The organism is Novosphingobium meiothermophilum (genome assembly GCF_003171715.1).
GTDB classification, from domain to species: Bacteria; Pseudomonadota; Alphaproteobacteria; order Sphingomonadales; family Sphingomonadaceae; genus Novosphingobium; species Novosphingobium meiothermophilum.
The window spans coordinates 408,576-430,405 of the sequence record NZ_QGHL01000007.1 but is presented as its reverse complement, the minus strand read 5'-3'; the positions used below and the strand labels follow the sequence as shown (position 1 = coordinate 430,405).

Here is a 21,830-nt window from a genome sequence, read left to right as displayed (position 1 = left end):
ATCTCTATCCCGCCTTGCAATGGGCGGCGATGAAGTCCTCATGCGCTGGCTGCTGCAAGGCGGCGTGGTGCATTGCCGCGCGCAGCTTTGCCAGCCAGTCGCGCCCGTCGATGCCACGATAATCGGCCAGCGGATCGGTGCGCTCCGGAATATTGTCCTGCCCCACATGCACCGCAAGCCACGATGGCGCGCCGAACAGATCGGCATCGCGCTGCACCAGTCTGCCATAGCGGCGGAAATGCTCGATCTTGGTGAGAAGCGTATCGGGGACAGGCATGTTCGCACAATAGCGCCAAAGCTCGCTGTCGGTGCGGGTGGTCAGCTTGTAATGCAGAATCAGGAAATCGCGGATGCGCTCGAACTCGTTGACCGCGATCCTGTTGTATTCCTCGATCACCAGCGGATCGAAAGTGCGATCGGGAAAAAGCGCGAGCAGCTTGGAAATGCCGGCCTGAATGAGGTGGATCGATGTGGATTCGAGCGGCTCCATGAAGCCGCTCGACAACCCCACCGCCACGACATTCCTGTCCCAGAACGCCTTGCGCCGTCCTGTCACGAAGCGCAGCGGGCGCGGTTCGCCAAGCGCCTTTCCGTCAAGACGCGCCATCAGCCTGACTGCGGCCTCCTCCTCGGACAGGAAATGGCTGCAAAACACGTAGCCGTTGCCCGTGCGATGTTGCAGGGGAATGCGCCATTGCCAGCCCGCTTCCTGCGCGGTCGATCGCGTGTAGGGCGTGAGCGGCCCGGCATTCTCGCACGGCACGGCCACCGCCCGGTCACAGGGCAGCCAGTGAGTCCAGTCCTCATAGCCCGCCTTCAAAGCCCCCTCGATCAGCAGGCCACGAAAACCGGAGCAGTCCACGAAAAGTTCTGCATCGATCGTGCGTCCGTCCTCCAGTGTCACACCGGTGACAAAGCCGTTCTCGGCGTTCTGGCCAACGCTTGCGACCTTGCCCTCGATCCGCACAACGCCCTTCGCTTCGGCATATTCGCGCAGGAACCGGGCATAGAGTCCGGCGTCGAAGTGATAGGCATAGTCGAAAGTTGAAAGAACGTGCCGCTGATCGGGCGATGGCCGGGCGAAGCGATTTTCCTTCGCCAGCGCCCACGCCATGGAGTGATCGTCGAGCGGCGCTCTTTCTCCGGCCTCCCTCGCACGCAACCAGTAGTGGTGCAGGCTGACAATGTCGAAGGCGCGCCCGTGCGGTCCGAACGGGTGAAAATAGCGGTTACCGAGGCTGCCCCAGTTGACGAACTCGATGCCGAGCTTGAATGAACCCTGCGTTCTGCGAACAAATTCGCGCTCGTCGATCTGCAAGGTCTCGTTGAAGGTGCGGATCGGCGGAATGGTTGCCTCTCCCACGCCGACAGTCCCGATCTCGTCGGATTCGATCAGCGTGATGGCGCAATTGTGCCTGAGCGCCTGTGCGAGGGCCGCGGCTGTCATCCAGCCTGCCGTGCCGCCTCCCACAATGGCAATGCTGCGGATCAGAAGGTCGGGATTTGTCATGCGGCCTGCCTTTGCCTAGCGCCCTCTCGTCAGTCGCTCCCTATCGCTCTTGCGGCGATGTGGAAACGTGAACCCGAAGACAATGGCGGGCAGAGGCGCGTCGCGCACTCAGCCCGCCCTGCCTTGCGACCCGAAGCGGGGATGGCAGCGCACCTTTGCAGGGCGCCGCCATGCCCGGCATCAGAAGTTGTAACGGACCGAGGCCGACACCGTGCGGCCAAGTGCCGGAGCGCCGGAGATGACCGTGGGCGAAACCGACGGATCGACCACGTTGCCGTTACCGCGCAGGTCGAACGTGTTGAACACGTTGTAAACCTGCAATCCGAGTTCGAGGTTGCGGATGGGATAGACGCGGATCGACGGGTTGAAGATCGCGTTGCCCGGATACTCGAAACCGGCATCATCGATCGAGCTGGTCTGGCCCGTGACCGCAAGGCCCAGCGTGACCAGATCACCGAAGTCATAGTTGGCCGATGCGGTATAGATCAGATCCGGCAGGCCCGGTGCACGGCTGAACGCGGTTGCCCCGGCAGCCTGGCGGCGCGCCTTCGAATAGGTGGCGTTGCCGGTGAAGCTGAAGCCGCCGTTGCGATAGGTTGCGAAGAACTCCGCGCCGGTCGACTTGAACTTGGCGTCGATCACGCATCCACCCGAACCGCCGGGGCAGCGGGTTGCCGAAAGTTCGTAGGTCGATTGCTTGAAGTTGCCCTTGAGCAGCGTCATTTCCATCGTGAACCTGCCGCCCAGCAGATCACCGCGGCTCTTCACACCCAGTTCGTGCTGGGTCACGAAATCGACCGAGGGCGTCACGCCATCAGCCGAGCAGCCATTGCGCCCGATATCGGCGGAAGTGCACAGTGCCCCGTCGTTGCGGATCTTGCCGCCCAGCGTCTGACGATCGCTGTTGAAGCGGCCGCCGCGCGAGGTGCGCGCAAAGATCGTGATGTTCGGGGTGGCCTTGAACAGGGCGCCCACCGTCCAAGATGTATAGCTGCGGGTATAGTCGAGGTTCTCGCGCACACCGTTGGCGGTTATCGTGGGGATGTTCACGCCTCCGCTGTTGACCAGAAACTCCGAACCGCCGCCGATGGCATAGCCACTGGCCTTCACGCGCTCGAAGCGCACCGAGCCATCGACCCCGAACTGGTCATGATCGAAATCGAGCGAGAGATAGGGCGCAGTGTTGGCGTAGGACAGATCATAGTCGCGCGCGCAGCATTCACCCCAGTTGTTGTTGTAGCCCGACTGGCCCGCCTGAGTCAGCTTGTTGCCCGCACTGTCGAACAGGTCGAGCTGCGAGGGATTGTCGCCGTTCAGTTCGCGCAGCGACTTGTTGACGTGCCAGTCCATCGCGATCTTCTGGTTCATAAAAAACAGACCAGCGCGGGTGGTCAGCTTGCCGCTTGCCACATCGAACTTGCCCGCAACAGTCAGATCATTGGCAAAGCTGCCAATGTCGCGGATGTTGGTGCGCACGTTCACGTTGTTGTCGAGATAGGTGTCGGTGAAGAGCTGCCCCGCCTTTGGGCCGCTGGCATAGCGAATGGCAGCCACCGTCCGTCCGTTGACCGTCGAGCCAAGAACCGAAGATGTCCGCGCCACGTTCAGGAACGGCGAAGCAAAGGCGCCACTCATGTCGGTATAGCGCATATTGTTGTCGACGGTGATCCCGCCGTCGAACTCGTAGTGGAACTGGCCGCCGAACGATGTTGCCTTGGTGGTGATGCCGTCCATGCGGACACGCTCAAGGTTGCCCTCACGATTGTAGATCAGGAAGTCCTGATTGTAGATCGAATAGTTCGAGCTTTCACGCCCATCGAAACCGGGGAAGGCACGCACATTGCTGATCTTGCGCCCGTTGACCGTGGCCAGAGCTGGCGAGCCGGTATAGTTCGGCTCCTGCGTATCGGCCACCTTGAAGAGCACGCGAAAGTAGCCGCGGCCTTCATCGAACTCCTTCGTGACGCTACCCTTGACCTGGAAGGAATCGGACACCGTGTAATCCATCTGGAGCGGACCACGGCCGTTCTTCACGAAGCCGCCGACGTGGAAATAAAGGGTGTCGTTGATCGGGCCGCCATAACGGAAGTCGACGCGCGTCTCGTCATAGCCCAGACCGCGGTTGATCGAGACGTAACCGCCTTCCTGCTTGCCGGTGTGGCTGATGTAGTTGATGACCGCGCCCGGTGCCTGCGAGGCAAAAGTGCCGGCGGAACCGCCGCGCACGCCCTCGACATTGGCGACCGAGGCATCGAATCGGGTCCAGTAGTCGTTGTTGCCGAACTGGATATCGCCAAACAGGACGGTCGGCAGGCCATCTTCCTGGATCTGCACGAAGGGCGAACCGCCCGTCGCTACGGGAAGACCGCGAACCGCAATGTTCGAGTTGCCGCCCGGACCGGCCGTGCCCGCAACCTGAATGCCCGGAATGGCGCGGAAAACTTCAGCTTCCGAAGTCGGGCGGATTGCCTGGATCGTGTCAGCCGAAATCGAGCTGACCGAAATTGCACTGTTGAGCTGGGTCTTGTCGCGGCCCGATGCCGTCACGACGATGGCGTCTAGCCCGACAGCTTCGGGCGCGGCGTCGCTCTGCGCGGCATCCTGCGCCATGACCGGCGCGGCACCAAGCGCTGCGGAAAGCGCAACGAACGATGCACAGGCATAAAGTGGAGACAGCTTCATATTTCCTCCCGCCAAAAAGCTCCTGCGTCGTTTGCAGGAATCAGTCAGGGCTTGTTAATCTGTGATACAATCGTTTGCAATCCTTTTCGCAATCGATTGTATCCGAAGCCGCGACGAAGATGATCTCGTTGCACTCGCGCAACACCTAAAGCGTCTGCAACGCCGGAAAGCTTGGTCCATTCCGGTTGACATTCGCTGGTAATGCGCTCCATCACACCGGCCGAACGGAACCGGGGCGGGGAAAACCCTGCATTCACCGAGGAACACCTCTTGCGATGAACGACGCGCACAAGCCGCAAAAGATCAGGAATATCGCCGAACTCGCGCGCATGGCGGGCGTTTCGGCTGGGACCGTATCGCGCGCGCTTGCAAACAAGTCGCTGGTCAACAAGGAAACGCGCGAGCGCATTCAGGCGCTGGCCCGCGAACATGGGTTTCGACCGAACCAGATGGCTCGGCGCCTGCGCACACAGCAGACAGGCGTGATCGGTGTGGTCATCCCCCTGGGCCACGAACGCCGCCAGCACATTTCCGACCCGTTCTTCATGACCCTGTTCGGCTATCTGGCTGATGAACTTACCGAAAGCGGACATGACATCATGCTTTCGCGCGTCATTCCCGGTGATGACGAATGGCTGGACCGCATCGTCGATTCGGGAATGCTCGATGGCGCATTCGTGATCGGTCAGTCGAACCAGAGCGCAGTGATCGAACGTGTCGCGCGCGAATACCGGCCGCTGGTTGTCTGGGGCAGCCATCGCGAAGGTCAGGTGCAGTGCACGGTCGGGGTCGACAACGCTGCCGGCGGAAGGCTTGCCGCCGAACACCTTCTGAAGAGAGGCGCACGGCGTCTGGCGTTCTTTGGAGATACCAATGGCCCGGAGATCGCCGACCGGCTTCATGGCGCAAACAGTGCCGTATCTGCCGTAGCAGGTGCCAGTCTTCAGCCCTTCTCCACGCATCTTGCAAGCGACGAGATGGCGGACCAGATTGCCGGACATCTGGATCAGCTTGGCAAGGCAGTGGACGGCATCGTCTGCGCATCCGACATCATCGCGATGACCACGATCCGGCTGCTGCATGAACGCGGCCGGAGCGTGCCCGATGAAGTGGCCGTCACCGGCTTCGACGACCTGCCGATTGCGTCCCGCATGGTCCCTCAGTTGACCACGGTGCGTCAGGATATTGCGGCAGGTGCCAAGGCCATGGTTGCCGCACTCCAACGCCGGATCGCGGGCGAGGACGCGCCTTCTACGGTTATGCAACCCGAACTGATAGTGCGCGAAAGCGCCTGATCGCACGAAAGCCGTCTGGCGGCTATGGGCGGCTGCCCCTGCGCAAAGACCACTATTGAACGGGCGGGCATTCGCTAAGGCGTCAGCGATCAGGCCACCAAAACCCGGTCGCCGTCAAACTCCAGACAGAAGCGCGGCGCAGGGATTCCGCCGAAATTGCCGCGCAGCAATTCGGGATGATCGGCAAGCGTGCGACCGGCCATACCCCAGTAGTCAACGAAGCTCCACACTTCGCCCTCACCCGTAACCCACCAGCTGTAGGTTTGCTTCGGCTCTGCGTCCGGGTTTGCCGCGACCAGCCCCCCCGTGTTGACCGGACGCCAGGGGCCTTCGATGCTCTCGGAAACCATGCCATAAAGGCCATTGGGCCCGGCCGCCGCATCGGGCGCAAAGGTGTGAGTCTGGGTTGACCAGAACAGGTAATAACGCCCGTCGCGGATCACCACGTGCGGCCGCTCCAGCTCGTTGTTCACTCCCACGGCCTCGACCAGCGGATCGCCGAGACGCCATTCGCCGTGTTCCAGTGTGGCAATGCCGATCACCCCGTTGAAAGCATGGTTCGACCATGCCGCGCTGCCGGTGAACAACAGGTGCGCCTTGCCGGTTGCGGGATCGCGCAGCCAGGCCGGATCGCGGAACCCCTTGATAAGGCCCGGCGCGCCCTTGTCCTGCCGGTCGAGCACATAGCGCACACCATCGGCTTCAACGATTTCGCGCGGAACCTGCCAGTCACCGGGCCCATCAGTGCCCAATCGCCCTTCGCTTGCGAACAGGCGCTGTTCGAAGGTGGGCGCTGGCTCACCACGGCGGCCCGATGCGGTGAAGAAATGCTGCACCGTCACGCCATCGTCCATCAGGACACATGAGCCTGCCCATTCGCGGCTGCCGGGGGTAAATCCGTCGGGGAAGGCATTGCCGTGATCGTGCCAGCCATCAGCGCCAAGCGACAGCAACCGGATACGGGCATGGCCATGGCGGTCCACGGGATCAGGAAAGGCCGGCGCTGAAAGAAAGAACCACCAGTTTCGCCCCTGATGGCTGACGGTCCGGCCGTCCTCGTGCGCCAGCGGCCAGCAGTCCCACAGATCGAGGTCGGCAAACAGCCTGACGACTTGGTCCGCACCGATGATCGGGATGCGCTTGGGCGCAGCAAAAGCGCAAGGTTCCCAGCGGGTCGCACCGAAGGCGGCCTTGGCATCGGAATGGACGAGAATCTCGGACATGAAGGACTTTCTGATTGGCTTTGAACGTGTGACCGTCAGACTGTGCGCCAAAGGTGATAGACAAGAACGGTTTCGGCCTTCGTTGGCGGAAGTGACAAACCATGGCGCGCCAGCCAGCTTGCCGGGATGGCCAGTGGTGCCTGCACCATCGCATCGAAGAACGGGGCGCTGTGGCTGGCATGTCCGCCCTCTCCGCCACCGACGCGCAGCAACTGGACCTGCCAGTGGCCTTGCGCTCCCGCGAACGGCAGCGGCAGCGGCTGCGGACGACGATCCTGCGGCGGCGCTGCCCGGATGACGAACAGCAGCACCTCGTGCTCGTTGCCCTGCGCCTGCCAGACCAGCCCGTCAGCCCCTTCACCCAGCCAAACGCTGCCAGGATGCAGCAGGCCGCGCCATTGCTTGTGAAACGCGATCCAGCCCGCAAGTTCGGCGCGTTCGGTATCGGAAAGTGTGCGCGGGTCCATTTCCACGCCAAGGTGCCCGCACATGGCCATTGCTGCACGAAAGCCCAGCGCATGGCGCCGCCCGGTTGCATGAGCCGGGCTTGCCGCAATATGCGATCCCATGACTTCCGGCGGAAGGAATGCCAGAAAGCCGCGCTGGATGGCGATGCGGCTTGCGGCATCGATGTTGTCGCTGGTCCACCAGCGATGGCAGAAATCCGCCATGCCCGCATCGTTACGTCCGCCGCCCCCGGCGCAGGCTTCTATTTCGACATGAGGATGCGCAGCGCGAACCCGCGCCATCAGAGCATATGTCCCGCGCACCTGCGCAGCGCCGCCAGCGGGGGCAAGGTCGCGGTTGTGATCCCACTTGAGATAGCTGATGGGCAAGTGCGAAAGCAGCCGGTCGATGCACCCGAACAGGTAATCGCGCACGTCCCCGCGACGCATGTCGAGCACAAGCTGGTTGCGCGCGGTCGGACGGCCAAGCCCGCCAAGCGCCAGTGCCCAGTCGGGTCGGGCGCGATAAAGATCGCTGTCGGGATTGATCATTTCCGGTTCGACCCAAAGGCCGAACTCCATGCCAAGCGCCTTCACACGCTCGGCCAGTGGCAGAAGCCCGCGCGGATACTTTGCCGGATCGGCGGTCCAGTCGCCCAGCCCGGCAGCATCATCGCGGCGCCCCGCAAACCAGCCGTCGTCAAGGATGAAGCGCTCAACGCCTATTGCCGCGGCGGCCTCGGCCAGCGCGATGATGCGCTCCTCGTCATGGTCAAAGTAACAGGCTTCCCACGAATTGAGATGAACCGGCCTTGGCCGCATTGCCTCTCCCGGCCAGCACAAACGGGCACGCACGGCATCGTGGAAGGCGGCGGCGGCTGCGTTGCGACCGTCGCACGATACCGCCACGATGGCATCGGGGGCTGACCATTCCTCGCCCGGCTGCAACTGCACTTCTCCTGGCTGAAGCACCGCCCCGGCGCTGGCGATCCAGAACCCTTCGTCGTCACGCTCCACGGCCAAACGGCTGTCGCCCGACCACGCCAGTTGCAAGGCACGCACGGTGCCGCTGGCAAAACCCGCGCCTTCATCAAGAATGTAGCATCCGGCTGGGCCGCCATGGCCGGAAATGCCCCTGCGCCCCTCGCGCAGCCAGATCTGCCCCGGCATGGGATCGCGGCACTCGACCAGCTCGGCATTGTGGCGGCCGCGCCATGAGACAATCTCGCGCGCCTCGGCGGCCACCGGCACAAGAACGCTGGCCAGCCATTCCACTTCGAAGGGCGCATCGCCCACATTGCGCAGGCTGTTTGCACAGGTCCACGCCCTGCCCTTGATACGGAATGACAGGCTGAGTTCCACCCCTGCCACTCCATCACGCAGGATGAACAGGGCGCAATCGTGTTCGACCCTGCAATCGGCGAGCGCAAAAGTCAGTGCAAGCGCCGCACCTTCGCGACGCAGACGAACCTGTTCCGGCCCGAACCAGCCCTGCCCGCCCACGGGCGCAATCGTCAGCGGAACATCATGGTCGAGCGAGAAGGATGCGGGTGTGCGCTCATCGGCCAACGGTGCCAACCCTGCCACCTCCGCCCGCGGCCCGAAGTGGCGCCATAGCGGCACGCCTGCATCCCCGCGCAGTTCCCAGGCCATCGTGCCCTGGCCTGCATCAAGCGTGACGATCCGTGCCATCATGCAGCCGCCAGAGCCTGATGTGCAACCGCGCTTGCCCGCCCTTCGCGGACCCAGAGCACCGAAAGACCCGCCAGCCCAAGGCTCGCACCGCAAAACATCAGCATGTTGCGCGGATCACCGCCCAGCACCTGCTTGTAGGCATCGAAGCCAAGCGCAACGAAGCCGAGATCCAGCCTGCTCATCACCACCGCGAAGATCAGCATGGGAATGACGATCATCATGTTGAAGATGCCCATGTAAACGCCGGTGCGGGCAGGCGGGATCGCATTGGTCAGGATGGCATAGGGATTGCCCATGATGCTCCCCCAGGCCAGTCCGATGCCGATTGCTGGAACGAAAAGCAGGGCCTTGTCGGTCACGTTGGGCAAAACGGCCATTCCCAGCCCTCCGGCAAACAGGCACAGCGCATGAAGCGGCCCCGGCCCGATGCGCCGGGCCAGCGGGACCATGGCAAATGCGGTGACAAAGGCGACCGCGTTGTAGAATGCCGCCACTTCGCCGTTGGTCAGCACGGCGGAATGGAACGCACTGCTGTGCACATCGGTCGTGCCATAGACCGACCGGCTCATCGAATAGACCGCATAAGTCCAGTAACCGGACATGCCCGCCCACTGGAACAGGCTCATCAGGCCAAGCTTGCGCATGGCCTGCGGCATTTCGATGATCGCGGCGCCGATTTCGCGCAGCGTTGCCCAAGCACCCTTCGGCTGCGCGCGAATATGATCGCGTTCGGCCTGCGAGAGCGGAAGTTCCGGCACGCGCACGATGGACCAGAGGATGGTCACAAGCGACAGCGCCGCCCCCACCATGAACACGACGCGCACGGTATAGGGAATGCCGTGATCGTCCACCCAGTCCTGATCCATGCCCAGCCCCACCAGCAGCGAAGGGGTGAGAAAGGCCAGCATCTGCGCCAGACCGGTAAAGGCGCTTTGCGAGAGAAAGCCGAGCTGCCTCTGATCGGGATTGAGACGGTCCGAGACATAGGCCCGGTAAGGCTCCATCGTGATGTTGTTGCCCGCATCCAGAATCCAGAGCAGCGACATGGCCATGAGGATCGAGGAGGACAACGGCATGAAGAACAGGCCAAGGGCGCAGAGCACCGCACCGATCAGGAAATAGGGCGTGCGCCGCCCCCAGCGGCTGTCGGTCCGGTCGCTCATCGCGCCGATGATCGGCTGGACCACCAGGCCCGTGATCGGCCCCGCAAGCTGGAGCAACGGCAATTGCGCCTCGTCGGCGCCAAGATAGCTGTAGATCGGCCCCATGTTCCCCTGTTGCAGGCCGAAGCTGAACTGAAGGCCCAGAAAGCCAAGGTTCATCTCAAGAATGCGCAACAGGGAAAGCCGCGGACGCGGCTTGCCAACCGCCTCAACGCCCGGCACCGGCCCGCTGAAATCCGCGCCTGCACTCATTCCGACACTCCCCCGGTTGCCTTTCTGGCTTTGCGGGATGAACCATGTCACAGCTTCATGGCGATTACAACAATCGATTGCATAAATTGACCGGAAGAGGTTGCCCGCTCCGCGAAGAAAGCGGCGGCCTGATGGAACCGCCAGTCAAGTCATTCAGTTTGCCGGATCAATCAGCACCTTGCACTGGTGCGTGCGCCTGCGCAAACCCTCGAACACCTCAGGCGTTGCCCCAAGCGGGATAGTATCGGTCACCAGCAGCCGCGGCTCTACTGCGCCACGATCCAGCGCATCCAGCGCCGCTTCGTATTCCTGACGGGTAAAGAAGGCCGATGTCACGAGCCGGACCTGCTTGGACAACATGACAAAGCTGTTGAAGGTATCGGGCTTGGTACAAAGTCCAAGAAGCACGATGGCACCATCATTGCGCACCTGTTCCACACATTGCGCGATCAGCCCCGGCGCGCCAACACATTCGAAGACTACGTCGGCATTGCCGCCCAGTGCGCGCTGGGCGGCACCGACAGGGTCGGCGGCGTCAACCACGAAATCATGCGCTCCCATCTGCAAGGCGCGGTTCCGCTGCCATTCGGCAATGTCCTGAACAACCACCCGCCCCGCGCCAAGGCGCCGCGCCCAGAACGCAACCGCAAGCCCGATAGGCCCCGCACCGACGACAAGAACCCTGTCGCCTATGCGCATCCCGCTCAGCGCGACGCCATGCAAGGCAACCGCCAGCGGCTCGACAATCGCACCATCGGCAAGACTGGCGCTCGCCGGCAGACGCACGCACTGGTTCGGGCGGGTCAGGGCATATTCGGCATAGCCGCCACCTTGCAGACCGAACTGCTCGCACCACTGCACGGCGCCCGTCCGGCAGGCGTGGCAATTCCCGCAGCTTTGCAGGGGAATGACAGCAACGAGATCGCCGGGCTTCAGCCCCTCCACGCCCTTGCCCAGCGCCACCACCTCGCCGGCGAACTCGTGGCCGAGGATGGAACCAGCACCCTGACCATAGGCCGGGTCTTCGGTCATGTGCAGGTCCGAGCCGCAGATACCGCAGCGACCCACCTTCACCACCAGATCGCCCTCGCCCGGCACAGGATCGGGCACGTTCTCTATCGCCAAAGGCCGGTGCAGGCCCTGCATCACGGCGGCGCGCATGGCAAAGCCTCCCTACTTGAACTTGCCCAGCATCATGCCGCCATCGATCACGCAGTGGCTGCCGGTCATGTAATCGGAAGCATCGGACGCCAGCAGCAGGGCAAGGGGCTTGATCTGGTCGGTTTCAGCCATCCGGCCCAGCGGAATTATGGCATCCCATGCCGCGCGAGCCACGGGATCCTTCTTCACCCAGCCTCCGCCGATATTGGTGACGAACGGCCCCGGCGCGATGGCATTGATCCGGATGCCGAACTCGGCCAGTTCAAGCCCCAGCGCGCGCACCATGTGCAGAACACCGGCCTTGGCCGGCATGTAGGGCAGACCCACGATCGGCTCGGTCACGAAACCGGCATTCGAAGCGGTGGTGATGATCGAGCCGCCCGTCCGGCCATTCGCCCGCCCTTCCTGTTTCATGATCCGCACCGCGTTGCTCACGGTATAGAAGACGCCGTTGAGGTTTACCGCGATGGAGCGGTTCCAGCGCTCGTGATCGTAGGTATCGACCTGCCCTTCAGGATTGCGATGGCCCGCCGGATTCCAGAAGCCCGCACCGGTATCGATCCCGGCATTGGCAAAGCAGATGTCCAGCCCGCCATAAGCTGCGGCATGGGCATTAAATGCAGCAACCACCTGATCCCAGTCCGAAACATCAAGCTGGTCCGCGCGAGCTTCGTATCCCTCGGCGCGCAGCCGCGCCGCCTCGCGTTCGGCGCCTTCCGCGTCGATGTCGGTAAGCGTCACCGCAGCACCGGCCTCGGCCATGGCCTCGGCATAGGCCAGACCGATGCCCGATGCAGCGCCGGTGACGAGTGCCGTGCGCCCAGCGATGTTGAACTTGTCAAGCGTTCCCATTGGCATCCCTCTGTTTGTCACCATGTCACTCGCGCTTCATCGCACTCGATGCCAAGCCTTGGCGCTTATCCAGCAGCGCCTGCCTGTCGCTCGCGTTCGATGAGCCGTTGCAGCATTCGCCGGGCGCGCACGCCGCCACCATCGCCGCCAAGGACAAGGGGGCGCAGATCCCAGAAGTCTTCGCCCCGCATCAGCCGGTGACTGTCGCGGATGATCGGCATGTCCTCCTGCTCGAAGGCATATTCCAGCGCGCCGCGCATCATTGCCGTGAATTCGGCATCGCCCAGCTTGTAGTCGCGCGCGGTGGCCCAGAAGTAGTGTGTCGTGTCGGGCGTTTCCGGCGTGAAGGCGTGGAGCGAGGGCAGCAGGGTGCACGCCTCGCGGGGCGTGCCCGGCTCTCCGGCTCGGAAGTCGAAATAGAGCACGGCTGGCGCATGCCACCGGACCAGACCATAGAAGTCCTGCCTGCGTCCTTCGGTGCCCATGACCGCTGAAATGCCCACCGAAAGGTAATCATTAAGACGGACATATTCGGCAAAGACGTTCTCGCCTTCCTGCCAGAACCTGCGCTCGCCTTCGGTGAAGGCACTGGCGACGAGTGCGGGATGAACGAAATTCGCGTGGCTGAGATCAAGGATATTGTCGCTGTACAGTTCGTAATGCCCCTCGGCGAGGGTGGAGCCGCGCACGGCCTCCCATCTGGGGTTGGAAAGCCACGAAAAATCCGGGATCAAGGCGGAATCGGCCTTTTCCGCATCGCCCATCCATATCCAGAGCAACGCATGACGCTCGACCAGCGGATAGACCCTGATCTGCACATCCGGCAGTTGCCCGCCCGGATGCGGATTATGAACGCAGCGCCCTGCACCGTCGAACCGCAGCCCGTGGTAAGGGCACATCAAGGCGCCATCCACAACGCTGCCGTGGCCCAGCGGCGCAAAGCGGTGCGGACAGCGCCCGCTTACCGCCTGCGCCAGCCCGGAACCATCGCGGAACAGGGCTACCGGTTCCTCCAGGAAAGTCCGCTGCTGCGGCGCATCGCCAAGCTCCGATGCCCAACCGGCAACATACCAGGAGTTGCGCAGATAGGTTCCGGCCGCCTTGCCCGGCAGCTTGGGAACCGGGGCCTTTCCATCCATCGCAGCCACCGTCATGCGCCGCCCGCCTTAAAGGTAAAGCGCGGGATTGATGGCGATGCCGTGCTCGCGGCAATAGCTCTCGTAATGGTTCATGAACCACCAGACGTCGAGCGTTTCCACGTGGTTGCCGTGTTCATCAAAGAACTCGTTGGCGCCCTGCATGTGGAACAGCGCCTTCATCCCGTTGGGATCATCCGTCACCAGCGTATGAGCCGTGCCCGGTGTTTCGGTGATGAAATCGCCCGGACGGCAAACCCAGTCGTATTCAAGATAGCGGAACGATCCTTCCAGACCCACTGCCCAGACTCGGCCCCGGTGCTTGTGCGTGCCGATCACGCCGGGGCCCTTGATCCAAAGGATGTTGACATAGACGTTCTCGCGCACGTCGAACGCCAGATGACGGATGGCAGCGTTGTCCCCGAAGGGAACCCACGGGCTTTCCGCCTCGGAGGAACCGACATAGGTGCCCTCCACGCCTTTCGCCCTGATCAGATCGCCATAGAGTTCGGGAACGTCGACAATCTTGTATGCCCCGGAAGGGGGCGCTTTCATCGTGGCCATCGTTTCCTCGCAGGCTTGGTCAGGCTCACAGATAGAGCTTGGAATTGATGGGAATACCGTGCTCGCGGCAGTAGGTTTCGTAATGATGGATATACCACCACACGTCAGCCGTCTCGACGAGAGCACCGTGCTCGTCGAAGAAGTCGATCGGACCCTGCATCCAGCCAAACAGCTTGCACCCATGCGGATGCTCGGTCACGAGCGTGTGGCTTTCGCCGGGAACCTCAAGGATCAGGCCGCCGGGACTGGCCACCCAGTCATATTCAAGATAGCGCACGCTGCCTTCAAGGCAGACCATGGTGATCGTGCCGCGATGCAGGTGCGTGCCGATCACGCCCGGTCCTTTCACCCACAGTATGTTCGAGAACAGGTTCTGCCGCACATCGAACGCCAAGTGCTTGATCGCGGCATTGTCTCCGAACGGCACCCACGGGCTGTCGACGTCGGTCTGCGCATCGATGTAGCGGCCGCCTGGGCTAAGGCGGGCGACAAGCTCCTTGTGCGCGAAGGGCACGTCAACGATTTCGGCCTTGTTCGAAGGCGGTGCGGTCATCACGGACATCGCGCGCGTTCCTCTCAACGGATCAGGGTATCGACGTAATCGGCACCGATGCCGACACGGTCATAATGTTCGCGGGCGGCCTTGATGTAATCGAACACATCGTAATGGCCCACGGTGTTGCCATCGTCATCCAGCCACATGAGCGGGCCGGATACGACGAAGAAGACCTTCATCGGATCTTCGTGCTCATAACAGACCAGCGTGTGGCTCTCACCCGGCGTCTCATAGACGAAATCGCCCGCCGTCGCGGTCCATTCATGTTCAAGATAGGCCCACTTGCCGCTGATCGTATAGGCCCAGATCGGGTGCGGATGATAATGGCGGTTCACCAGCCCCGCCTTCTTGCTCATCAGCACGTCGGCCCACATGTTCTTGGTCGGGCTGATCCAGACCGGCTTGGAGAACACCGTTTCGGAAATCGGCACCCAGTAGCGTTCGTCGCCTTCCGCGATCTTGGGCATATAGACTTCCGGCAGCCCGCCTTCGCGGAAGACCTTCTCCACCGGCTTGATGTCTTTCCAGAACTCGCTGTGCGCCGCCTCTGGCATCGTCTCTCTCCACTTGAACTGGTGCGCGGGCAGGAACGCACAGGGCGCGCCCTGCCCGCGCAAAACGTCAGATCAGAACTCGAACCCAAGCCGCACGTACCATTCGGCAGGGCGGTTGTAGGTGCCGTAGATCTGACCACCAGCGATCTGGGCCTGACCGGTGATCAGGTAACGCTCGTTGGTGATGTTGGTGCCGCCCACCGTGAGGTTCCACTGGTTGCCCGGAGCCTGATACTGGATGCTGGCATTGACGATGTCGGTCGTCGGGCGCAGCAGCAGGATCGTGCCTTCGGTGTCGTTGCGCATGCTTGTGGTGTGGGTCCAGTCAGCCAGCAAGACCACCTTGGCGCCATTGCCCAGTTCGGTTTCATAGCGCGGCGCCAGGTTGATCTTCCAGTTCGGCGCCTTGGGCAGGGCCGAACCGCGCTGCACGCCAAGCTGGAACGGATTGGGCGCAACCTGCGCAGGGGCAAGCACGTTGGTGTAGAACGCGTCGATGTAGCCCGCCGATGCGGTAACGGTGAAGCCCTTCGTCGGGGCCGCGACCATTTCCACTTCGAAACCGCGGATGCGCGCATCACCGGCGTTCTGAATCGTCGGCGAAACACCTTGCTGGAAGTTGAGCTGGATGCCCTTGTAGTTGGTGGTGAATGCGGCGGCATTGAGCTGCAACCTGCGGTCAAGCAGGAGCGACTTCACGCCGATTTCAAAGGTCTCCGCCACTTCCTCGCCAAAAGTCGGGGCAACCGGCAGCGGGTTCGACAGGCGGGTGGTCCAGCCGCCGGTCTTGTAGCCGCGCGAGAATGAGCCATAGGCCATGACGTCATCCGTCGGGTGCAACTGCACGCCAAGCTTGTAGGAGAAGTCGTCGAAAGTCTGCTTGTTCGGCGAGGTAGGATAGTAGCGGAACGGCTCGCTGGGGATCGGGAAGCCGACCGCCGTGGCGCAGGCAGCGCTGGGGTTGCCCGTCGCCGGGTTGAGATCCATGCAGTTGAAGAGCTTGTAGTTGAAGCCGTTCACGTCGGCCTGCGCGCCGTCATAGCGCTTGTTTTCCTTGGTGTAGCGGGCGCCAACCGAAATGCCGATAAGGTCGTTCACGCGCCAGTCGATCTGGCCGAAACCGGCATAGGCTTCGGTATCGACCTTGCCCGGACCATCAACCTGGAGCAGCCCCGCCGAGAAGGTCACAAAGTCGCGCAGATCGCCCTTTTCCTTGAAGCCATAGCCGCCCAGCACGAAGTTCAGCGCGCCATCCATCGCCGAACCGGTAAGCTGAAGTTCCTGGCTGAACTGATACTGGTCGACAATGAAGCTGGTCTGGAGGATCGGCAGCGGCGAGTTGTCGAGGTCCACCCCGGCCCTGAAGTCCACTTCGCGATAGGACGTGATCGACTTGATCGCGACGGTATCGGTCAGGTCATATTCGAGGTTGAGGCCAAGACCCCACTGCTTCAGCTTCGAGAAGTTGTTCCCGTCGGCATAGCTGATGTCCTTGTCGGTATTGACCCAGCGGCTGTCGTAGGGAAGCAGGTTATTGAAAGGATTGCCATCGACGTTGCGGCTGGCAAGTCCGGGCAGCGTCAGATAACCGGCATTGCTCGACCGCGGACCGCAAAGGTTGGTCGCGTTGCGTGCAGCAATCTGCTCGGCGGTGGAGCTGATGCAGAAGTTGTAGAGACCGGCAAACAGGAAGCCGGAGCTTCCGGTCACGACATCAAGCGCGGTGCCGGGAATGTTGTTTGCCGCAAGACCTGCGAACGGCCCCGGAATGGGCGTGACTGCAAGAACGGTGTTGGCAGTCGATTCCTGATCGATGTTGGTATAGTCCGCGCTCAGCGTTGCGCGGAACTTGCCGCCATCATCCCAGCGCAGCTTGCCGCGAAGGTTCCACGAATTGTCACCACCCTGCCGCTCGCGCGTTTCATAGCCCGAAGCCGGGAAAAGCGTGAAGCTGTCATTGGCGCCGGGGTTCGGATAGGGAACGCGCTTCTGGAAGCCGTCACGCTTGTGCAGCCCAAAGGCCACCGACGAGCTGAGACCATCGGTCAGCGGCAGGTCAACGAGGCCGCGCGCCTGAATACGGTTGAACCGTCCGGTGGTAATGTCTCCCTTGACCTTGAAATCCTTGCCGGGGTTGTGGGTCACGATCGAGATTGCGCCGCCGATGGTATTGCGTCCGAAAAGCGTGCCCTGCGGCCCCTTGAGCACTTCGATGCGTTCCACATCGAGCAGATCCTGGTTCGCACCGATCGAACGGCCCAGATAGACGCCGTCGATATAAACGCCCACGGCCGGGTCGATGTTGAAGGCGAAGTCCGATGAACCGATGCCGCGGATGGTGGCGCCAAGCACGGCGCTCGAACCCGAAAACGGCGTCGATGCGTCCAGCGTGACGTTCGGCGTGATGCCCGAAAGCGCGGACACATCGCCCACTGCGCGCTCCTGAAGAGCACTGGCGGTAAAGGCGGTGATCGCAATCGGCACGTCCTGCACGTTTTCCGTGCGCTTCTGTGCCGTCACAACGATCTGGGCGATGCCGCCGGTGTCTTCAGCCTGAGCCTGATCCTGCGCCATGACTGGCGCGGCGAAGGTGCCGACAGCGATGGCTGTTGCCAGCGCCATAGTGGAGACGGGTGCAAATCTCATGTCATTCTCTCCCTGTTCTGATTGTTGAACCCCACGGCCGGAACGCCAATTCCCGGCCCAATGCAGAGGTTTTACCCTTGGCCAAGACGCGCGGCTTGCACTGGCGCGCAAACCGATCAGGACTGCCGCGCAACAGCCGTGATGCGCGGCAAAGCCATGATTCAAAGTTCTTTCGTTTTGCCCAGACGCCAGTCTCGCGGGGCAGCTCCGAAATGCTGGCGGAAGCAGCGGGTGAAATAGGCGCTGTCGTTGAACCCCAGTTCAAACGCTATTTCGGTAATGCTGGCATCCGGGCGCGCCATGAGGCGGTCCGCCGCGCGGCGAAGCCGCTGTTCAAGGATATAGGCCGATGGCGTGGTTCCCATGGCGGCGAAAACGTTCTGCACCGTGCGAACCGAAACATTGCAGGCATCCGCGATCGACGCGGTGCGCAGTGCCGGGTCTTCAAGATTGGCCGAAACCATGGCGACGATACGCCGCCGCATATCGGCATCACCCTGTCCCGCGTGCGGCCGCTGGGCACCGCGCATGGCCATGGCTGCAAGATCATAGAAGACGGCGTTGACCCCGCTCTCCCATTCGGGATCCTCGCCGGCCCGTTCGCCCTGCTGCCACAGCGAAAGCAGGAAATCATGGAACACGCGCCCGCCCGGCGTAGCCCCGCACATGCGTTGCATCAGGGCATCGTCAACGCCGGGAAAGCGATCAACCAGCGGCGCGCGCGGGAACTCGACGACCAGCATCTCGTGCCCGGTCAACTGGATCGAGTAGGAATCGTGCGGACTGGCCAGCACGAAGTCGCCCGGTTCCAGCGCGCAGTGCGAGCGCCCCTGCGAATGCTCGCTGCTGCCCCGGCACTGCAAATGCAGGATAAGCCGCTCCTCGTCCTGGGGAAGCGGGGTGCGCCCGACGCCCGACCGCGTGGAGTCAGTGCGGATCATGTCGAGATCGCCCACCCGCCAGGCCAGCATCCGGCCGGCGAACTCCTCGCCCGGCACGTTCACGAAAGTCCCGGTAAACACCCGGTCGGCAATCTCGTTCCAGTATCTTGCCCGCTCCTGCGGGGCAACGTCTCCGGTATGGAACTTGAGAAGCGCACCCATGGTTCTTCTCCCATCGTCGTAGTCCGTCGGTTCAGGCCCCGATCGCCAATGCCGGTGCCGCGCGCCGTGCGACCACGCGCGGCGCGGATTCAATGAGACCAAGCGCCAGCGCTCCGGAAAGCAGGGCGCAACAGGCCATCAGCCAGAGCGGCGCCGCAAGCCCGTAAACATCTGCGAGCGCCCCTGCGAGAAACGGTGCAAGAACCCCGCCCAGCACCTCGCCCGTTCCCATCACCACCCCGGTGAGTGTCGCCGTCAGGCGCGGGTCAACCGATTCCGCCGGAATGGTCGCCATGAACATCGGGAACAGGCCATTCAGCCCCCACCCGAAAAAGAAGATGGCCGCGAGCACCCAGACCGAACCCTGATAATACAGGCCGCCCAGCGGCAGGATGACGCCAAGAAACGCAAAGAAGATCATCACCGGCCGCCGTCCGATCACATCGGAGATTGCCGGAACGACGAAGCTGCCCAGCCCCGCAGAGATTCCCAGCGTTGCCATGAGCCAGCCCATCGTTTCGGGATCGAAGCCGCGAATGCTGGTCAGAAAAAGCGGCATAAACGCCCAGCAGACGACCAGATAGGCAACGAGCAGGATCGAAATGAGCGCGCAAAGCACGACATTGCGATGCGCAAATGCCTCGCGCAGCGTAACCTTGGGGGCGGCTGCATCATGCACCTCGGCAGGAGGTTCGCGCAGGGTGAACCAGATCAGCGCCGCAGTGACGAGGCCGGGCAGCGCCGCGAGATAGAAGCCCGTGCGCCAGCCTACCGCCATGGCAACCGGCACCAGCAGGATGGGCGCAAGCCCCGAACCCAGCAGGTTCGAACCAAGGTTCTGCGCTACGCCCATTGCCAGTCCGCGCCGTTCGGGCGCCACCTCTGCCACGATCATCGAGTGGCTGACCGGCATGACCCCGCCCTCGGCCGCGCCCATGAGCAGGCGCGCGCCCAGCAGCATCAGGAAAGAGGAAGCAAGGCCGGATATGAACGAGCAGACGCAAAAGGCAATTGTTGCCACCACGATGACGGGCTTGCGCGATCCCAGCTTGTCTGAAATCCGCCCGACAAAAAGACCGGACAACGCCCAGGTGAGTGAAAGCGCGGAACTGAACATGCCGACCTGCGTGTTCGACAGCTTCAGATCCGGCTGCACGAATGGCATCAGGAAGTTGAGCGCATTGCGATCAAAGAACAGTATCCCGAAATTGAGACTGAGCAGGGCCGTAACCCAGATCTGGTAGCCTCGGCTGCTTGGCTGGCCTTCGCTCATTGCTGTCACTCTGCCCTTCCTGCTGCTTCGAACGATGGTCAGATGAACGGGCGGACCGGATCGGTTCCGTCCCAGCCCTGCGCTGCCTGCCACATGGAGGTGAAATGCGCGTCCATCCCCGGCGTTGCAGGGATCAGTTCAACAAATCCGGGCGCCGCAGCGCTCCCGCCTTCAAGATAGGCGACGCTCCCGCCGGTCGGCACGGCGGCTTTGAAGGCCAGCGCATAGCCGCGCGCTTCATAGGCAGCGAGCGCATCATCGACATCCGCGCAGGCGATACCGAAGTGATGGAAGCCGTAGCCGCGCTGTTCGATCGTTTCGCGATAAACCGAAGGGTTTTCATCCAGCGGCTGGATCAGTTCGATCTGCATGTGGCCTGCAAATCCCATGGCAATCGCCACGTCGGCAGTTGACGGCGCACCCCGATAGAACTGATCCGGACCAAGGAAATGGTCGAGCAGGAAGAATGGCCCCGCCCCGCAATCCCGCTGGAAATGCGCGATCGAGGCATGAACATCCTCGACCACGAATGCCGTCTGGATGATACCGCCCATTGGCTGGCCAAAGCCAAGCACTTGCCCCATGCTGTTCCTCTCCTGCACCCCGCCTATCTGTGGCTGGTGGCGCCGCTTGATTGTTTCTAGAGCGTTATTGCCACTTTTCCAAACAATGCTGCCGATGACTGATAGGCATAGGCGGCAAGCGCGTCCTCCATATCAAAAACCTTGTCGACAACGGGCTTGATGCCATGGCTGTCGACGAAGGCGTTGAGACGCTCGGCCATGCCCTTCGAGCCGACGAAAATGCCCCGGATTGACGCGCCCTTGAACATCAACCCATGCGGGTTGGTGTCGCCCTCGCGGGTCAGCACGCCGATCAGGGCGATCTCTCCGGCAAAACCCACGGCAATGATCGATTGCTTGAGCGTGCCGGCTCCGCCGACTTCGACCACCTTGTCAACACCGCCGCCTGCAAGGTGCGCTGCCTGTGCGCCCCATTCGGGCGTGGTGCGGTAATTGATGACGTGGTCCGCACCCAGAGCCTTAACCCGCTCCAGCTTTTCATCGGAGGAGGAAGTGGCGATCACCGTTGCGCCCGCGGCCTTGGCAATCTGCAAGGCAAGCAGCGAAACCCCGCCCGTGCCCAGAACCAGCACGCTATCTCCGGCCCTGACGGGGCGCGGCCCTTCCATCAAAGCATTCCACGCCGTCACTCCGGCGCAGGGCAGACATGCGGCCTCGACGAAATCGAGCGTCGTTGCCAGCTTCACCACGCCATGCGCGGGGAGAACCACATAATCCTGCAACATGCCCGGCGCAGGCGGAGCGCCAAGGGCCGCGCCCATGCCCGGATTGGGCGGACCATCCATCCAGCCCTGAAAGAAGATGCCGGCAACCCGGTCGCCAACGGCAAGCCCAGTTACGCCTTCGCCAAGTGCTGCAATTTCACCGGCACCGTCGGACAACGGCACCGTATCGGCCTGCACCACGCCGCCAAGGTAGAGACCAAGCGGGATCGCCTGATCGCGATAGTTGAGCGAGCATGCCCGCACTTTTACAAGAACTTCGCCCGGCCCCGGCCGGGGCTGCTCGGCCCGCTCTAGGCGCAGGCCGTCAAGCGACGTTGATCCTGCCGTTATGATCCATCGGCGCATGTGCGTCTCATCTCCCATGCGCCGAGCATCCCCTATTTGGCCCCAACAATTAATCAGCGAGACAA

The 21,830-nt window shown here is 62.5% G+C and carries 17 protein-coding genes; 1 reads left to right on the top strand and 16 read right to left on the bottom strand.

Going from position 1 to position 21,830, the window contains the following annotated elements; translation table 11 throughout:
• Window positions 1-4: 4 nt before the first annotated feature.
• Together DKM43_RS06165 and DKM43_RS06160 are read right to left on the bottom strand one after the other, a co-directional pair.
• Window positions 5-1,510, bottom strand: a complete 1,506-nt coding sequence (locus tag DKM43_RS06165) for a tryptophan halogenase family protein (protein ID WP_109797569.1) — start codon at window positions 1,508-1,510, stop codon at window positions 5-7.
• Window positions 1,511-1,690: 180 nt separating this feature from the next.
• Window positions 1,691-4,192 carry a TonB-dependent receptor domain-containing protein gene (locus DKM43_RS06160; protein ID WP_109797568.1) on the bottom strand — a complete coding sequence of 834 codons (2,502 nt, stop codon included), beginning with the start codon at window positions 4,190-4,192 and terminating at the stop codon, window positions 1,691-1,693.
• 275 nt (window positions 4,193-4,467) lie between these two features.
• Here DKM43_RS06160 and DKM43_RS06155 point away from each other — a divergent pair, with 275 nt between their 5' ends.
• Window positions 4,468-5,487, top strand: coding sequence for a LacI family DNA-binding transcriptional regulator (locus DKM43_RS06155; RefSeq protein WP_109797567.1), 1,020 nt, complete (start codon window positions 4,468-4,470; stop codon window positions 5,485-5,487).
• Between the two features lie 89 nt (window positions 5,488-5,576).
• Here the strand turns inward: DKM43_RS06155 and DKM43_RS06150 are convergent, their stop codons facing one another.
• The 14 genes from DKM43_RS06150 to DKM43_RS06085 all read right to left on the bottom strand — a co-directional run bounded on the left by DKM43_RS06150 (window position 5,577) and on the right by DKM43_RS06085 (window position 21,783).
• Window positions 5,577-6,710 carry a glycoside hydrolase family 68 protein gene (locus DKM43_RS06150; protein ID WP_109797566.1) on the bottom strand — a complete coding sequence of 378 codons (1,134 nt, stop codon included), beginning with the start codon at window positions 6,708-6,710 and terminating at the stop codon, window positions 5,577-5,579.
• Window positions 6,711-6,745: 35 nt separating this feature from the next.
• Window positions 6,746-8,851: an alpha-galactosidase gene (locus DKM43_RS06145; RefSeq protein ID WP_236632415.1), complete on the bottom strand. Its 2,106-nt coding sequence runs from the start codon at window positions 8,849-8,851 to the stop codon at window positions 6,746-6,748.
• On the bottom strand, window positions 8,848-10,173 hold the full coding sequence (locus DKM43_RS06140; protein WP_109798038.1) for an MFS transporter: 1,326 nt from the start codon (window positions 10,171-10,173) through the stop codon (window positions 8,848-8,850). Before DKM43_RS06140 ends, DKM43_RS06145 begins: the two co-directional genes overlap by 4 nt.
• Window positions 10,174-10,419: 246 nt before the next feature.
• The gene (locus tag DKM43_RS06135; RefSeq protein ID WP_109797565.1) at window positions 10,420-11,427 is read right to left on the bottom strand and encodes an alcohol dehydrogenase catalytic domain-containing protein; all 1,008 of its coding nucleotides are present in this window, start codon (window positions 11,425-11,427) and stop codon (window positions 10,420-10,422) included.
• 12 nt (window positions 11,428-11,439) lie between these two features.
• Window positions 11,440-12,279 carry an SDR family NAD(P)-dependent oxidoreductase gene (locus DKM43_RS06130; RefSeq protein ID WP_109797564.1) on the bottom strand — a complete coding sequence of 280 codons (840 nt, stop codon included), beginning with the start codon at window positions 12,277-12,279 and terminating at the stop codon, window positions 11,440-11,442.
• Window positions 12,280-12,344: 65 nt separating this feature from the next.
• Window positions 12,345-13,433: an aromatic ring-hydroxylating dioxygenase subunit alpha gene (locus DKM43_RS06125; protein WP_109797563.1), complete on the bottom strand. Its 1,089-nt coding sequence runs from the start codon at window positions 13,431-13,433 to the stop codon at window positions 12,345-12,347.
• Window positions 13,434-13,445: 12 nt separating this feature from the next.
• Complete coding sequence (locus DKM43_RS06120; protein WP_109797562.1) at window positions 13,446-13,979, bottom strand: 2,4'-dihydroxyacetophenone dioxygenase family protein; 534 nt, start codon at window positions 13,977-13,979, stop codon at window positions 13,446-13,448.
• 25 nt (window positions 13,980-14,004) lie between these two features.
• Entirely contained in the window at window positions 14,005-14,541 is a 537-nt protein-coding gene (locus tag DKM43_RS06115; RefSeq protein WP_109797561.1) for a 2,4'-dihydroxyacetophenone dioxygenase family protein, read from the bottom strand.
• Window positions 14,542-14,555: 14 nt separating this feature from the next.
• Window positions 14,556-15,089 carry a 2,4'-dihydroxyacetophenone dioxygenase family protein gene (locus DKM43_RS06110; protein ID WP_109797560.1) on the bottom strand — a complete coding sequence of 178 codons (534 nt, stop codon included), beginning with the start codon at window positions 15,087-15,089 and terminating at the stop codon, window positions 14,556-14,558.
• Between the two features lie 72 nt (window positions 15,090-15,161).
• The gene (locus tag DKM43_RS06105; RefSeq protein ID WP_109797559.1) at window positions 15,162-17,735 is read right to left on the bottom strand and encodes a TonB-dependent receptor; all 2,574 of its coding nucleotides are present in this window, start codon (window positions 17,733-17,735) and stop codon (window positions 15,162-15,164) included.
• 161 nt (window positions 17,736-17,896) lie between these two features.
• Entirely contained in the window at window positions 17,897-18,838 is a 942-nt protein-coding gene (locus tag DKM43_RS06100) for a helix-turn-helix domain-containing protein (RefSeq protein WP_109797558.1), read from the bottom strand.
• 31 nt (window positions 18,839-18,869) lie between these two features.
• A complete protein-coding gene (locus tag DKM43_RS06095) occupies window positions 18,870-20,111 on the bottom strand; it encodes an MFS transporter (protein ID WP_109797557.1) in 1,242 nt (413 codons plus the stop codon).
• A gap of 38 nt (window positions 20,112-20,149) precedes the next feature.
• Window positions 20,150-20,695: a VOC family protein gene (locus DKM43_RS06090; RefSeq protein WP_109797556.1), complete on the bottom strand. Its 546-nt coding sequence runs from the start codon at window positions 20,693-20,695 to the stop codon at window positions 20,150-20,152.
• 56 nt (window positions 20,696-20,751) lie between these two features.
• Entirely contained in the window at window positions 20,752-21,783 is a 1,032-nt protein-coding gene (locus tag DKM43_RS06085; protein WP_236632414.1) for a zinc-dependent alcohol dehydrogenase family protein, read from the bottom strand.
• Between the last annotated feature and the right edge of the window lie 47 nt (window positions 21,784-21,830).